Annotated in this window: 12 protein-coding genes; 1 reads left to right on the top strand and 11 read right to left on the bottom strand. The window is 62.7% G+C overall.

From position 1 onward, the window contains the following. Positions 1 to 16: 16 nt before the first annotated feature. The 7 genes from nirD to VC352_RS00725 form a co-directional block, all read right to left on the bottom strand. Complete coding sequence (gene nirD, locus VC352_RS00695; protein WP_322977665.1) at positions 17 to 325, bottom strand: nitrite reductase small subunit NirD; 309 nt, start codon at positions 323 to 325, stop codon at positions 17 to 19. Beyond that, positions 322 to 2,778 carry a nitrite reductase large subunit NirB gene (nirB, locus tag VC352_RS00700; RefSeq protein WP_322977666.1) on the bottom strand — a complete coding sequence of 819 codons (2,457 nt, stop codon included), beginning with the start codon at positions 2,776 to 2,778 and terminating at the stop codon, positions 322 to 324. Before nirB ends, nirD begins: the two co-directional genes overlap by 4 nt. 347 nt (positions 2,779 to 3,125) lie before the next feature. Next, positions 3,126 to 4,796, bottom strand: a complete 1,671-nt coding sequence (locus tag VC352_RS00705) for a bifunctional protein-serine/threonine kinase/phosphatase (protein ID WP_322977667.1) — start codon at positions 4,794 to 4,796, stop codon at positions 3,126 to 3,128. Beyond that, positions 4,796 to 6,007, bottom strand: coding sequence for a nitrate/nitrite transporter (locus tag VC352_RS00710; RefSeq protein WP_322977668.1), 1,212 nt, complete (start codon positions 6,005 to 6,007; stop codon positions 4,796 to 4,798). Before VC352_RS00710 ends, VC352_RS00705 begins: the two co-directional genes overlap by 1 nt. Positions 6,008 to 6,611: 604 nt before the next feature. Continuing rightward, the gene (locus tag VC352_RS00715) at positions 6,612 to 7,058 is read right to left on the bottom strand and encodes a thioesterase family protein (protein ID WP_322977669.1); all 447 of its coding nucleotides are present in this window, start codon (positions 7,056 to 7,058) and stop codon (positions 6,612 to 6,614) included. Between the two features lie 48 nt (positions 7,059 to 7,106). Continuing rightward, entirely contained in the window at positions 7,107 to 7,799 is a 693-nt protein-coding gene (locus VC352_RS00720; protein ID WP_322977670.1) for a polysaccharide lyase family 7 protein, read from the bottom strand. A gap of 171 nt (positions 7,800 to 7,970) precedes the next feature. Continuing rightward, on the bottom strand, positions 7,971 to 8,285 hold the full coding sequence (locus tag VC352_RS00725) for a transcriptional regulator (protein WP_322977671.1): 315 nt from the start codon (positions 8,283 to 8,285) through the stop codon (positions 7,971 to 7,973). A 155-nt stretch (positions 8,286 to 8,440) separates the two neighbouring features. On the opposite strand from VC352_RS00725, the gene VC352_RS00730 reads away from it, so the two are divergent. Beyond that, a complete protein-coding gene (locus tag VC352_RS00730; RefSeq protein WP_322977672.1) occupies positions 8,441 to 8,824 on the top strand; it encodes a hypothetical protein in 384 nt (127 codons plus the stop codon). A 32-nt stretch (positions 8,825 to 8,856) separates the two neighbouring features. Here VC352_RS00730 and alaC read toward each other — a convergent pair whose 3' ends face one another. The 4 genes from alaC to acnB form a co-directional block, all read right to left on the bottom strand. Continuing rightward, on the bottom strand, positions 8,857 to 10,086 hold the full coding sequence (alaC, locus tag VC352_RS00735) for an alanine transaminase (RefSeq protein ID WP_322977673.1): 1,230 nt from the start codon (positions 10,084 to 10,086) through the stop codon (positions 8,857 to 8,859). A gap of 129 nt (positions 10,087 to 10,215) precedes the next feature. Beyond that, entirely contained in the window at positions 10,216 to 10,794 is a 579-nt protein-coding gene (locus VC352_RS00740) for an ANTAR domain-containing response regulator (protein WP_322977674.1), read from the bottom strand. Between the two features lie 18 nt (positions 10,795 to 10,812). Beyond that, a complete protein-coding gene (locus VC352_RS00745) occupies positions 10,813 to 12,024 on the bottom strand; it encodes a CmpA/NrtA family ABC transporter substrate-binding protein (protein WP_322977675.1) in 1,212 nt (403 codons plus the stop codon). Positions 12,025 to 12,261: 237 nt separating this feature from the next. Next, complete coding sequence (gene acnB, locus VC352_RS00750; protein WP_322977676.1) at positions 12,262 to 14,871, bottom strand: bifunctional aconitate hydratase 2/2-methylisocitrate dehydratase; 2,610 nt, start codon at positions 14,869 to 14,871, stop codon at positions 12,262 to 12,264. Between the last annotated feature and the right edge of the window lie 74 nt (positions 14,872 to 14,945).

The following is a 14,945-nucleotide window of genomic DNA, read 5'->3' on the forward strand; positions in this document are numbered from 1 at the left end:
CCCCTCCCACACGGCGTTAGGCGAAGGCCAGCAGTACGCGGCCGTTTTCCACCCGGGCGTGGTGTCGATGGGCACAGCCCACGTCCGGCGCCACTGCGGTGCCGCTGTCCAGCTCGATCTGCCAGTTGTGTAGCGGGCAGGCCACGCGCTTGCCATAGATCAGTCCCTGGGACAGCGGGCCGCCCTTGTGCGGACAGCGGTCGTCGAGGGCGAAAACCTCGTCGTCGCCAGTACGGAAGACGGCGATATCGCCTTTAGGCCCGGCGACGATGCGTGAGCCGAGCGGGTTGATTTCGTCCAGGGCGCAGATATCCAGCCAGTTCATACCGTGGCCTCCTCGAGTTGCACGACCTTGATGGGGTCGAATTCCTTCTTCAGTTGCGGCGTTTCGATGCGCTGCTTCCACGGATCCTGCTCGAACGACAGAGCGTAGTGCAGGCGCGCAGCCAGGGCTTTACGGTTGGCTTCGTCTTCCAGCACGGCCTTCTTGATGTGCTCCATGCCGACGCGCTGCAGGTAGTGCACGGTGCGTTCGAGGTAGAAGGCCTCCTCGCGATACAGCTGGAGGAAGGCGGCGTTGTATTCGCGTACCTCTTCGGCGGTCTTCACCTTGACGAAGAACTCGGCGACCTCGGTCTTGATCCCGCCGTTGCCGCCGATGTACAGCTCGAAGCCCGAGTCCACACCGATGATGCCAACGTCCTTGATGCCGGCCTCGGCGCAGTTGCGCGGGCAGCCGGAGACCGCCAGCTTGACCTTGTGCGGAGACCACATGTTGAACAGGTCGTGCTCAAGGTCGATGCCCAGTTGGGTGGAGTTCTGCGTACCGAAGCGGCAGAACTCGCTGCCGACACAGGTCTTCACGGTGCGGATGGACTTGCCGTAGGCGTGGCCGGAGGGCATGTCCAGCTCCTTCCATACCGCTGGCAGGTCTTCCTTCTTGATGCCGAGCAGGTCGATTCGCTGGCCGCCGGTGACCTTGACCATGGGCACGTTGTACTTGTCGGCCACATCAGCGATGCGCCGTAGCTCGGACGGATTGGTCACGCCACCCCACATGCGCGGCACCACCGAATAGGTGCCGTCTTTCTGGATATTGGCGTGGGCGCGTTCGTTGATCAGGCGCGACTGCGGGTCATCCTTGGCCTCGCCTGGCCAGGTGGAGATCAGGTAGTAGTTCAGCGCCGGGCGGCAGGTGGCGCAGCCGTTGGGCGTGCTCCAGTTGAGAAACACCATGGTCTGCGCCATGGAGGTCAGATGCTCGTCGCGGATGGCCTTGCGGATTTGCCCATGGTTGAGGTCGGAGCAACCGCAGATGGCCTTCTCGCTCTTGGGCTTGACGTCTGCCGCGCCGCCCACGGTGCTGATCAGGATCTGCTCCACCAGGCCGGTGCAGGAACCGCAGGAACTGGCCGCCTTGGTGTGCTTTTTCACCTCGTCGACAGAGAACAGGCCGTTTTCCTGGATGGCTTTGACGATGGTGCCCTTGCACACGCCGTTGCAGCCGCAGATTTCCATGCTGTCGGGCATGTTGGCGGTCTTGTCGGCGCCCTGGTGACCGACGTCGCCGATGGCGCCCTCGCCGAACATCAGGTGGTCGCGAATTTCGCTGACATTGTGGCCCTCGCGGATCTGGCGGAAGTACCAGCCGCCATCGGCGGTGTCGCCATACAGGCAGGCGCCGACCAGCACGTCGTCCTTGATCACCAGCTTCTTGTACACGCCGCCGATGGGGTCGGAGAGGGTGATGGTCTCGGTGCCTTCGCCGCCCATGAATTCGCCGGCGGAGAACAGGTCGATGCCGGTGACCTTGAGCTTGGTCGAGGTCACCGAGCCCTGGTAGCGCGAGTAGCCGAACTGGGCCAGGTGGTTGGCGCAGACCTTGGCCTGCTCGAACAGCGGCGCCACCAGGCCGTAGGCGATACCACGGTGGCTGGCGCATTCGCCGATGGCGTAGACGCGTGGGTCGAAGGTCTGCAGGGTGTCGTTGACCAGGATGCCACGGTTGCAGGCGATGCCGGCGCTTTCAGCCAGTTCGCTGTTGGGTCGGATGCCGGCGGCCATCACCACCAGGTCGGCCGGAATGACCTCACCGTCTTTGAACTTCACTGCACAGACGCGGCCTTCGCCGTTGTCCAGCAGTTCGGCGGTGTGCTTGGGCAGGAGGAACTTCAGGCCGCGATCTTCCAGGGATTTCTGCAGCAGCTCACCGGCGGTGCGGTCGAGCTGACGCTCCAGCAGCCAGTCGCCGATGTGCACCACGGTCACGTCCATGCCGCGCAGCTTGAGGCCGTTTGCCGCTTCCAGGCCGAGCAGGCCGCCGCCGATGACCACGGCATGCTTATGGGTCTTGGCGGTGTCCATCATCATGCGGGTGTCGGCGATGTCGCGGTAGCCGATTACCCCGGCCAGATCCTTGCCGGGTACCGGCAGGATAAAGGGTGTGGAGCCGGTGGCGATGAGCAGACGGTCGTACTCGGCCTCGCTGCCATCGTCGGCGATCACCCGGCGCGCCTTGCGGTCGATCTTCACCACCTTGCGTCCGAGCAGCAGCTTGATGCCGTTATCGGCGTACCAGTTCAGATCGTTGAGTACGATCTCCTCGAATGCCTGCTCGCCAGCCAGCACCGGCGAGAGCAGGATGCGATTGTAGTTGGGGTGCGGTTCGGCGCCGAACACGGTGATGTCATAAAGATCGGGGGCGAGCTTGAGCAGCTCTTCGAGGGTGCGCACACCCGCCATGCCGTTGCCAATCATCACCAGCTTGAGTTTTTGCATGCCGGCTGTCTCCTGGAGGAAAAATCACGGAAACCTGGTCGCCGTAATGACGAGCCAGAAAGGGTTGCCGCCAGGAACCGCCGGGAACAAAAAAGGCGTCCCGCCAGTTGCCTAGCGAGGACGCCTTTGTCCAGATCCCGAGTTGTCGGGGAGCGCTTTCTTCGTTGAAAGCGCGCTTTAATCGGTTGTGCCTATCGCGATGCAGCCCTTGTGCCAAGTTGCTGATCCCCTCGCTTTTTCAGGGAGTTGCTGCCTGACTGAAGGCGCTATTGTGCTTTTCGTGCACTATTTTGAATCTTTTTGCGCAGGGCTGGTGCGTTTCCTGTCGGTGAGGCAGGCCGTGGCGGCTAGAGCAATAGCGCAATCACCAGGCTCAGGTTCAGCAGCAGCGAGACGAGTGCCAGGGTGCGCCAGACCTTTAACGGTTCACGTTCGAGCAAGGGACGCGGGCGAACTGACAGTGACAGGCGCTCGCCTTGTTCCAGGGCCAGCAGCCATTGCTCGGCGGTTTCGAAGCGCTGTGCCGGATCATTGGCCAGAGCGCGTGCAAGGATATCGTCAAGCCAGGCCGGTAGATCTGGCCGGTAGCGGCTGGCGGCGATGGCTTGGCCGAAGCGTGGGCGCTGAAAAGCCTCCACTTCACCCTGTGGATAGTGCCCGGTCAGCAGTCGATAAAGCGTCACGCCGGTGGCGTACAGATCCTGCGCAGCGCTTGGCGGTGCGCCTGCGTAGGCTTCTGGGGCGATATAGCTGGGCGTACCAGGCACGCCATGAGCGTCCTCGGTCGAGAGGCCGGGGCAGTAGGCCAGGCCGAAATCCAGCACGCGCAGCACGCCGTCATCGCCGAGCAGCAGGTTTTCCGGCTTGATATCGCGATGCAGGATGTTGCGCCGGTGCAGCAGGCCGATGGCCTTGATCAGGTCTGCAGCCAGCAGGCGCCAGTCCGCCAGTTGCATTGGCCCCTGATTCTGCAAGCGTGCAGCTAGGGTTTGGCCAGGGTACTCGCGCTGCACGTAGTACAGGTGCTGACGCTGCGGCAAGGTGTGCAGTTGCGGGAAGTGGGGGCCTGCGATGCGGCGTAGAAACCACTCTTCCTGCAGCAGTGCGGGGCCGGCTTCGGCCTCATCGTGGCGCTCCACGGGCAGAGTCTTCAGCAGCCATGACTGACCTTGATCATCGCGTACCCGGTACATGAGCGATTGGCGTGAGGCGTTGAGCAGGCCCGCGATGTGCCAGCCTTCGAAGCGCTGGCCAGCGCGCAGGGTTGGGGGCAGCGGCCAGTGTTCCAGTTGTGCCAGGGTATCGGCGAGAGAGGCGTCTGGCAGTCGTTCGACCCTGACCAGCAAAGCGCTGGCGTTGTCCTGACTGCCTGCATGGTGCGCCTCTTCGACCAGGCTGGCGCAGATGGCCTCTGGCGCATCCTCGCGCTGCAGGGCGAGGGTCAGTGCCGGTTCGCCGAGTGTGGCCCAGATGCCGTCGCTGAGCAGCAGGAAGGCATCACCAGGCTGCAGCTCGCCGTCCCGGTAGTCCACCACCAAATGCTGATCCAGGCCGAGCGCGCGGGTCAGCACGTGCTGCATGCCGGGTTGTTCCCACACATGCTCCTCGGTCAGGCGCAACAACTGGCCGTCGCGCCATAGATAGGCGCGGCAGTCGCCGACATGGGCGAGAAAATAATGCCGCCCGCGCAGCACCAGTGCCGTTAGCGTCGTGAGCAGCGGCTGGCCGCCGCCGTTGGCCTGCAGCCAACGGTTCTGGGCCAGCAGCAGGCGATCCAGGCTGTGCTGCACCGGCCAGGTTTCCGGCGTAGCGTAGTAGTCCAGGGCCAGCGCCTGCAGAGTGGCACGCGAGGCAAGACCGCCATCTGTGCACTGACTGACGCCGTCAGCCAGTGCACAGAGGTAGCCTTTGCTGGCTGCCAGTGCCGGAGCGGGCGTGACCACGCGCAGGGCATCCTGATTTTCATTGCGTGGCCCACTGGCGCTGGCTTCGCCGGTGGCCAGTTGCAGGCGGCTCATCAGACCCTGGCGGCGGTGAGGGCGGCACTGCCCCAGGTGGTGCGCCAGCGCTGTTTGACGCCATGCAGGCCGACCCAGGCCAGCACGCCCAGGCTGGCGAACAGCCACAGACCGAGCTGATAGTCACCGCTATGCTGCTTGATGGCGCCCAGGCCGGCCGCCAGCAAGAAACCGCCAATGCCGCCCGCCATGCCGATCAGGCCGGTCATTACGCCAATTTCCTTGCTGAAACGCTGTGGCACCAGTTGGAACACTGCTCCGTTACCGGCGCCGAGGCCGAGCATGGCGACGACGAACAAAGCCAGTGCCGCGTTGGAACTGGGCAGGTTTAAGCCAACGACGGCAATGCACGATGAGGCGATGGCATACATCATCAGCAGGCTGCGAATGCCGCCGATACGATCGGCCAGCGCGCCGCCCAGTGGGCGCAGCAGGCTGCCAGCGAAGACGCAAGCCGCCGTGTAGTAGCCGGCAGTCACCGGGTTGAGCTGGTATTGGTCGCTGAAGTAGCCGGGCAGGGCACTGGCCAGGCCGATGAAGCCGCCAAAGGTGATGCTGTAGAAGAACATGAACCACCAGCTGTCCCGGTCACCCAGGGCTTTGAGGTAGTCAGCGAGCGCTTTGGGTTTGGGGCGGTTGGGGGCGTTGCGTGCCAGCAAGGCAAAGACCACCAGCGTCACCAGCAGCGGTAGCAGGGCCCAGCCGAAAACGTTCTGCCAGCCGAATAGTGCCGCCAGGCCCGGAGCGAACAACGCCGCCAGCACGGTGCCGGAATTGCCCGCGCCGGCGATGCCCATGGCCTTGCCCTGATGCTGTGGCGGGTACCACTGCGAGGCCAGTGGCAAGGCCACGGCGAAGGAAGCCCCCGCGAAGCCAAGGAACAGCCCCAGCAGCAAGGCCTGTTCATAGCTGCCGATGCCGATTCGCCAGGCACCGAACAGCGCCACGATGACCATCACCTGGCCGATCAGCCCGGCGGTTTTTGGCGAAAGTCGATCCGCGAGAAAACCCATGAGCAGGCGCAGTACCGCCCCGGCGAGAATCGGTGTGGCCACCATCAGGCCGCGTTGCTGGGCGTTCAGTTGCAGGTCGGTGGCAATCTGCACGGCAAGCGGGCCGAGCAGGTACCAGACCATGAAACTCAGGTCGAAATAGAGAAATGCTGCAAACAGGGTTGGGGCATGGCCGGCCTTCCAGAAACTCGTGTTCATCGATCACCTCGTCAGCTTGATGAGCCCGACAGACAGGGACGCGTGAGAGTGGACACGGCGGCCTTGCCTGCTGAGCTACGCGTATTGGCGCAGTTCGTGGCCAGGGCCACGGCAGGTTCGAACGAATGGCGAGGGCTCGTATCAGGAGACCGACGCCAGCCCCGAGCATTGGGGCAGGCACAAAAAACGCCGCTCCACCACAAGCCCTGAGGCTGGGTGAGGCGACGTCGTTGTCGTGCGGAAGGTGGCCGCCGTTGGCTACCTTGAAACCAATCTAGCAAGAGGCGCGCCAGAAGATGCTAGCGCCGCTGGCGCGGGTTTCCTGGATGTGCAGGCCGTCGATGTGCGATGCCTTCTGCTCCGCATTGGGGCGCTCAGCGCTGCGTTTGCACCGTTGCGCTGCCGGTGGCGGTCGCGGTTGCGTGCGTGGGCAGGGGCATGACGAGAAGTGGCCAGGCCGACAGGCTGGCGATCAGGGCGGCACGTTGAGCTCGTTTGCGCATGGCTGGCATTGCTGTCGCTCCCAGGGAGCCCGCCCCTATCAGGCGAGCATTGTGCTGATGTGTTCAGGCACCCCGGAGCAAGTGTCAGGCCAAGCGGTGGCTCAGCCCGTTATGCGATTGACCTTGGGGAACTTGGCGCTGAAGGTTTCCGGCATCGGCACCACCTTCGAGGCTTGGTAATCGAAGAAGACGAATCCCGACTTGGCCATTGCCACCAGTGCGCCGTCTGCTGGCCGACTGATGCGAAACGTGATGTCGCCGCCGTACTTGTTGAAGTCCATCACGCCGACCTCGAACAGCAACTGGTCACGGGCATGGGCTTCGGCGCGGTAGGTGGTGGCCAGGTCGGTGACGATGATGCCGGTACCGCTGCCATCGGTCTCGCGGATGCCGAATTCGAAGAGAAAGCGCGCCCGCGCCTCGGAAATCATCGAGATCATCGAATCATTGCCCAGATGGTTGGCGCCGTTGATATCGGTGACCCGTACGGTGAGGTGAGTGCTGTAGCAGTATTGATCTTCGGGGAAGTCCAGCGTCAGACGGGCCATGTTCAGTTTTATCCGGGGCAAAGTGGCGATTGTAAGCCGCCGCTACGCTCAACGGTGCAAGGTGTTCAGGTGATAAAACGTGACGCGGCCACCCTCGTTGCTCGGGCCGCTGTTGTCCTGAATGTAGGCGCCAGCCTTGAAATACAGCAAATCATTGCTCCAGGCGCTGCTCAGTTGGCGGTAATACGAGCCTTTGTCGCCGTCGGCGCTCTCGACCCGAATGCCCAGGCGACCGCTCGATGTCAGGCGCAATTCGTAGCTGAAGCGCTCGTTCAGGTCGATACCGTCTGCGATCAGGATGTTCTTCACCTGGGTGTCGCCCGGGTGTAGACGCAGCAACGCCTCCAGGCGGCCGACTCCGGCGCTGTTGCGGTAGTACTGCAGCTTGACGAGTGGATCGTTCTGGCTGCCTGCGGCGTCGGTGCTATGGATTTGCCCCACCACGACCTTGCTGCGGCTGGGTATCTGATTGACCGTGAGTACGGCGCTGAGATAGTTGTCGGCACCGGCGTAGAGCCAGTTGTCCAGGGCACCGTCGCTTTGCGTTTCGCGCAATTCGCTGCGCGGGTAGATGGCATCCTCGCTGGTCGAGCCGGTTACCGGCGCCCAGAAGGTGACGCTACCGTCGTCATTGCGCCTGAAATACTGGCTTTGATAGCCATTGTTCAGGCGTTCGGTGCTAATGGTGGTCGGTGTTGAGTCGGTTGGAATCGACAGGTTCCAGGTGGTGAGATCGAGCACGCTGAGGGCCTTTCTTGAGGATCGGAAACTCCCTTTCGTGTCTCGGCGAAGCGATTGGTTCCGCTGCTCATGCCCGATTTAGAGCGCTTCGATAGTGGCCAATAGCTGCTCGAAGGCGCAAGCGATGGACGCTCGCGTTCGCCTCTGGCCGCGGACGGGTTCCAGATGCTTTCAGGAAGCAGGCACGCTGCGCGCCTCGTCGACGAAGTCGCGTAGCCAGCGCAGCACCTCGACCGCCTCCCAGCGGGCGGGATCGAACAAGGCATAGGCCTGCCCCTGATAGCCAACCACATCGAGTTGCCGGTGGTAGCCGGCACGTTGCAGAAGGGCCTCGATCTCGGCGAAGCAGGTATTGAAGTGCAGGCGATTGAAGGGCGTGCGGCCTTCCATTACCAGGCCCTCTCGCTGCAGTTCCTCGACCATGCCACGCACTCGTTCCAGCGGCATGCGGTTCACCTGATGCTTCACCTGCAATACGTCCAGCATGTTGATGCTCCTGTGCAAACGGTCATTGATCTGTCGTTCAAGCCTAAACTAAAAGTACTGTACAAATAAACAGTATCGAGTAATAGTTGGGTCACTGCAGCAACATCGACCCGCCCGATCCCTGAAGGGCGCCCTGATGAGAGGAGTGACAGGCAATGCAACAGATGCTCATGACGATTGTGCTATTGGCGATGCTGGGTGGGTGCGCGCAACCCCAGGTCGAGCGCCCCCAGGCCAATGGTGCCTATTTGGTCATTGATGGCGAGCAGGCCTGGGCCGTCCTGGTTTCCGACGGTCGGCGCATAGAAGAGGCGGGCAAGGTGCTGGATGTCATCCACTTGCCTGGGTACCACTCGGCCGTGGCGGCCAGCTATGTAATCGAGACCCCTAACTGCGGCAAGTTGCAGTGGCTCACCGAGCGCCATGGCGAGGCCGAGGGTGAAACGACCCTGGTGTTCAATGAGGCACTGGAGAGCCCGCAGTGCGTGTTGTCTCAGGCGCTGAGTCGCAATTGGACGGCTCTGGATTATTCCGGCTGAAATGAAAAGGGCGCCTGTGCGGCGCCCTCGTTTCACTCGTTATCGGCTTTGGCTTTTTTCGCCGGCAACAATCCATCTGCTCTGAACATGGCCTTGATGCCCCGCAGTGCCTGACGAGTACGATCCTGGTTCTCGATCAGGGCGAAGCGCACATGGTCGTCACCGTAATCGCCAAAGCCCAGGCCTGGTGATACGCAGACCTTGGCCTCGGCCAGCAGCTTTTTGGCGAACTCCAGCGAGCCCAGGTGAGCATAGGCCTCGGGAATCTTGGCCCAGATGTACATTGAGGCCTTGGGGTTCTCGACCATCCAGCCGATCTCGTGCAGGCCCTTGACCAGCAGGTTACGGCGCTGGCGATACTGCTCGGCGATATCGCGCACGCATTGCTGGTCGCCTTCCAGAGCGGCAATGGCGGCTACTTGCAGTGGGGTGAAGGTGCCGTAGTCGTGGTAGCTCTTGATCCGCGCCAGGGCATTGACCAGTTCCGGGTTGCCGACCATGAAGCCGATGCGCCAGCCGGCCATGTTGTAGCTCTTGGACAGGGTGAAGAACTCCACCGCGATGTCCTTGGCGCCCGGTACCTGCATGATCGACGGCGCTTTCCAGCCGTCATAGACGATGTCGGCGTAGGCCAGGTCGTGCACCACCAGCACGTCGTACTGCTTGGCCAGGGCGACCACGCGCTCGAAGAAGTCCAGCTCCACGCACTGTGCGGTAGGGTTGGAGGGGAAGCCGAGGATCATCATCTTCGGCTTCGGGATCGACTCGCGGATGGCGCGTTCCAGTTCGTTGAAGAAATCCACGCCCGGCACCAGCGGCACGGAGCGCACCTGCGCGCCAGCGATCACCGCACCATAAATATGGATCGGGTAGCTGGGGTTGGGCACCAGCACGGTGTCGCCATGATCGAGGGTGGCCAGCATCAAATGGGCCAGGCCTTCCTTGGAGCCGATGGTGACGATGGCCTCGCTTTCCGGGTCGATCTCTACCGCGTAGCGTTCCTGATACCAGCGCGAGATGGCGCGGCGCAGGCGCGGAATACCGCGGGAGGTGGAGTAACCGTGGGTATCTTCACGCTGGGCGACCTGCACGAGCTTTTCGACGATGTGCGGCGGAGTCGCACCATCGGGGTTGCCCATGGAGAAGTCGATGATGTCCTCACCGCGACGACGTGCAGCCATCTTCAGTTCAGCGGTGATGTTGAAAACGTAGGGGGGGAGACGATCGATGCGCGCAAAGCGGCGCTTGGCGTTATCAGCCATGATTTCCTCGAGAGACGTAAGCGCCCGGAACCGTCCGAGCGACGTTGGCCACTGCTGTGGCCGCCGCCGACAATACGTCGCGATGAATAGGGCTGTCCAGCACAGTCAGGCGCTGCGCAGGCGTAACAGTCAGCCCCCGAGCATGTCGTGCATGGCGATGATCTGTTCGGCCACCTGGATCAGCTTCTGCTGGCGGCTCATGGCCTGGCGGCGCATCAGGGTGTAGGCCTCTTCTTCGTCGCAGCTTTTCATCTTCATCAGCAGGCCTTTGGCCAGTTCGATGCGCTTGCGCTCGGCCAACTGAGCATCACGCGCCTGCAGCTCGGCGCGTAGCGCCTGGTCGCTTTCGAAGCGCGCCATGGCGACGTCGAGGATCGGTTGCAAGCGTTGCGCATGGATGCCTTCGACGATGTAGGCGCTGACGCCGCTCTTGATCGCCTGGCGCATCACGCCGGGGTCGTGTTCGTCGGTGAACATGACGATGGGGTGAGGTTGGTCACGCGTGACCAGAACCACCTGTTCCATCACATCGCGGCCGGGGGATTCGGTGTCGATGAGGATCACGTCGGGGCGCACGGCTTCGACGCGAGCAGGCAGGTCGATGGTCAGGCCGGATTCGTCAATTACTTCGAAGCCCGCCTCGATCAGGGCGTTCTTCAGGCGGCCGACTTTTTTCGGGGTGTCATCGATCAGCAGGATGCGCAGCATGATGGGCTCTCCTGCACGTCAGGCGCTGAGCGCGGGGTGGTTGGTCATGGCATGCAGGGCGAAGCTGCGCGCGTAACCTGCCGGATCGCTGCCGTCCCAGCGTGGGCCGTCCTTGAGCATGCTGCTGCGCATCGGTTCGCGGCAGGCGATGCCCAGTGCCTCTGCAGCCTGTCGGTAGAGTTCCAGTTGTTGCACCTGCCGGGCGATGCCGAGGTAGTCAGGATCCTCGCGCAGCAACCCCCAGCGACGGAACTGGGTCATGAACCACATGGCGTCGGACAGGTAGGGCAGGTTGACTGCGCCGTCGCCGTGAAAGCGCAGGCGATGAGCGTCTTGCCAGGCGTTGCCGAGACCGTCCTGATAATGGCCGAGAAAGCGCGGCAGGATTGCGGACAACGGCGCATCGACATACTCGCTGCCGCTAAGCAGTTGCGCCGTACTGCGTCGATTTTCCTCGTTGGCATCGATGAATTGGCTGGCTTCCAGCACGGCCATGATCAGGGCGCGCGCAGTATTGGGGTGCTGCTCAACAAAGGCGCGGGTGCTGCCAAGTACTTTCTCTGGATGATCCGGCCAGATCGCCTGGGTAGTGGTGAGCATGCAGCCGAGATCATCCTCTACGGCCTTGGCGGTCCAGGGCTCGCCGACACAGAAGCCATCGATACGCTGCGCTTTCAGGTGCTCGATCATCTGGGGCGGCGGTACCACGACGCTGTCCACATCCTGCAGTGGGTGAATGCCCTGGCTGGCAAGCCAGTAATAGAGCCACATGGCATGGGTGCCGGTGGGGAAGGTCTGGGCAAACTTCAGGCGTGCGCTGCTTTGGTGCGTGCGCTGTGCCAGTGCCTCACCGCTGGTCACGCCGGCCTGTTGCAGGGCTCGCGACAGGTTGATGCTCTGCCCATTCTGATTGAGGCCCATGAGTACCGCCATGTTGCTCGGCATTCCACCGTCGAGCCCCAACTGCACGCCATAGATCAAACCGTAGAGGCAGTGAGCGGCATCCAGCTCGCCACTGATCAGGCGATCACGCAAGGCGGCCCAGGATGCCTGGCGCTGCAGGCGCAGACTAAGGCCGTGCTTTTCGGCAAAGCCCTGAGTGGCCGCGACGACCACGGATGCCGAATCGCTCAAGGCCATGAAACCGATGTTCAACACGCGCTTTTCCGGGGCGCCGCTGCCATGGGCCCAGGCCAGTGCGTCACTGCGTGGAGTGTCGAATTCGCTCATATGAGTCCCTTGCAAGACCGTCGCCGGCGGGCGTCGGCCATAAAAAAGCGTCGTACCGAGGCGTGCCTGCAGAACAGGTACGCACCAGAACGACGCCATTGTCGAAAGCACCTTCCACCGTTGGAAGGACTTATGTCTCGCAACGAAGCAATGCCTATGCCAGGCCGTAGAGGTCGAGCAAGGCAGGCACAAATGAAAAGCCCCGCACGGGGCGGGGCTCTTTCAAACGCTAGAGGATCAGGCCTGAACGACCGGGATCTTGGCGCTTTCGGCGGCTTCGCGGAACTCGGCGATCTGATCGAAGCTCAGGTAGCGGTAGACGTCGGCAGCCATGCTGTCGATGTCCTTGGCGTACTGCAGGTACTCCTCGACGGTCGGCAGTTTGCCGAGAATCGAGGCCACTGCGGCCAGCTCAGCCGAAGCCAGATAGACGTTGGTGGCGTCGCCCAGGCGGTTCGGGAAGTTACGGGTCGAGGTGGAGACCACGGTGGAACCGGTCTGTACGCGCGCCTGGTTACCCATGCACAGCGAGCAGCCCGGCATTTCCATACGCGCGCCAGCCTTGCCGTAGATGCCGTAGTAGCCTTCTTCGGTCAGTTGGTGAGCATCCATCTTGGTTGGCGGGGCCAGCCACAGACGGGTCGGAATGCCACCCTTGACCTTGTCCAGCAGCTTACCGGCAGCGCGGAAGTGACCGATGTTGGTCATGCACGAGCCGATGAACACTTCGTCGATCTTGTCGCCAGCGACGGTGGACAGCAGACGGGCGTCGTCCGGGTCGTTCGGCGCGCAGAGTACCGGCTCCTTGACGTCGGCCAGATCGATCTCGATCACGGCGGCGTATTCGGCATCGGCGTCGGCAGCCAGCAGCTCCGGCTTGGCCAGCCAGGCTTCCATGGCTTGGGCGCGGCGCTCCAGGGTGCGCGGATCACCGTAGCCTTCGCTGATCATCCAGCGCAGCAGGGTGATGTTGGACTTCAGGTACTCGGCGATCGATTCTTCCGGCAGCTTGATGGTGCAACCGGCAGCGGAACGCTCGGCAGAGGCGTCGGACAGCTCGAAAGCCTGCTCGACGGTCAGCTCGTTGAGACCTTCGATCTCCAGGATGCGGCCGGAGAAGATGTTCTTCTTGCCTTTCTTCTCGACAGTCAGCAGGCCTTGCTGAATGGCGTAGTAAGGAATGGCATGTACCAGGTCACGCAGGGTGATGCCCGGTTGCAGCTTGCCTTTGAAGCGCACCAGCACCGATTCCGGCATGTCCAGCGGCATGACGCCGGTAGCAGCGGCGAAGGCCACCAGGCCGGAACCGGCCGGGAAGGAAATGCCGATCGGGAAGCGGGTGTGCGAGTCACCGCCGGTGCCGACGGTGTCCGGCAGCAGCATGCGGTTCAGCCAGCTGTGGATGATGCCGTCGCCCGGACGCAGGGATACGCCGCCACGGGTGCGGATGAAATCCGGCAGGGTGTGGTGGGTGGTGACGTCGATTGGCTTCGGATAGGCAGCGGTGTGGCAGAACGACTGCATCACCAGGTCAGCGGAGAAACCCAGGCACGCCAGGTCTTTCAGCTCGTCACGGGTCATCGGGCCGGTGGTGTCTTGCGAGCCGACGGTGGTCATCTTCGGTTCGCAGTAGGTGCCTGGGCGTACGCCTTGGCCTTCCGGCAGACCGCAGGCGCGACCAACCATCTTCTGTGCCAGGGTGAAACCCTTGCCGCTGTCAGCCGGTGCTTCCGGCTTCTTGAACAGGTCGCTAGCGCCCAGACCCAGTTCGGCACGAGCCTTCTCGGTCAGGCCGCGGCCGATGATCAGCGGGATACGGCCGCCAGCGCGGACTTCGTCGAGCAGCACTTCGGTTTTCAGTTCGAAGTTGGTGACCAGCTCATCGCTGCCATGACGGCGAACTTCGCCCTTGTACGGGTAGACGTCGATGACGTCGCCCATGGCCAGGTTGGTGCAGTCGAATTCGATCGGCAGGGCGCCGGCATCTTCCATGGTGTTGTAGAAGATCGGGGCGATCTTGGTGCCGAAGCAGAAGCCACCAGCGCGCTTGTTCGGCACGTAGGGGATGTCGTCACCGAAGAACCACAGCACCGAGTTGGTGGCGGACTTACGGGAAGAACCGGTACCGACCACGTCACCGACGTAGGCAACCGGGAAGCCTTTGGCGCGAACGGCTTCGATCTGCTTCAGCGGGCCAACCGAGCCCGGCTGCTCGGGCTCGATGCCGTCACGGGCCATCTTCAGCATGGCCAGGGCATGCAGCGGGATGTCAGGGCGCGACCAGGCGTCCGGGGCAGGGGACAGGTCGTCGGTGTTGGTTTCGCCAGGCACCTTGAATACGGTCAGGGTGTACTTCTCGGCGATGGCCGGACGGGCCTTGAACCACTCGCCGTCAGCCCAGGATTGCATCACGGCCTTGGCGTTGGCATTGCCAGCCTTGGCTTTCTCGGCGACGTCGTGGAAGGCGTCGAACATGAGCAGGGTGTGCTTGAGTTGCTCGGCGGCAACAGTGGCCAGCTCGGCGCTGTCCAGCAGTTCGACCATGGTGGCGATGTTGTAGCCGCCCTGCATGGTGCCCAGCAGTTCGACTGCGCGGGCCTTGCTGATCAGCGGGGAGGAGGCTTCGCCCTTGGCGACAGCGGAGAGGAAACCGGCCTTGACGTAGGCGGCTTCGTCGACGCCTGGCGGCACGCGATTGGTGATCAGATCCAGCAGGAATTCTTCTTCGCCAGCCGGCGGGTTCTTCAGCAGTTCGACCAGGCCAGCAGTCTGCTCGGCGTTCAGCGGCTGGGGAACGATTCCCAGGGCGGCACGCTCTTCTACGTGTTTGCGATAGGCTTCAAGCACAGTATTACCCTCATCAGTGGTCCCAAAGGGTTGTCCGGGACGCGATCCAGAAAGCCATGAACCAAGCGCATTTC

This window comes from Pseudomonas sp. C11, from assembly GCF_034683865.1.
Classification (GTDB): Bacteria; Pseudomonadota; Gammaproteobacteria; order Pseudomonadales; family Pseudomonadaceae; genus Aquipseudomonas.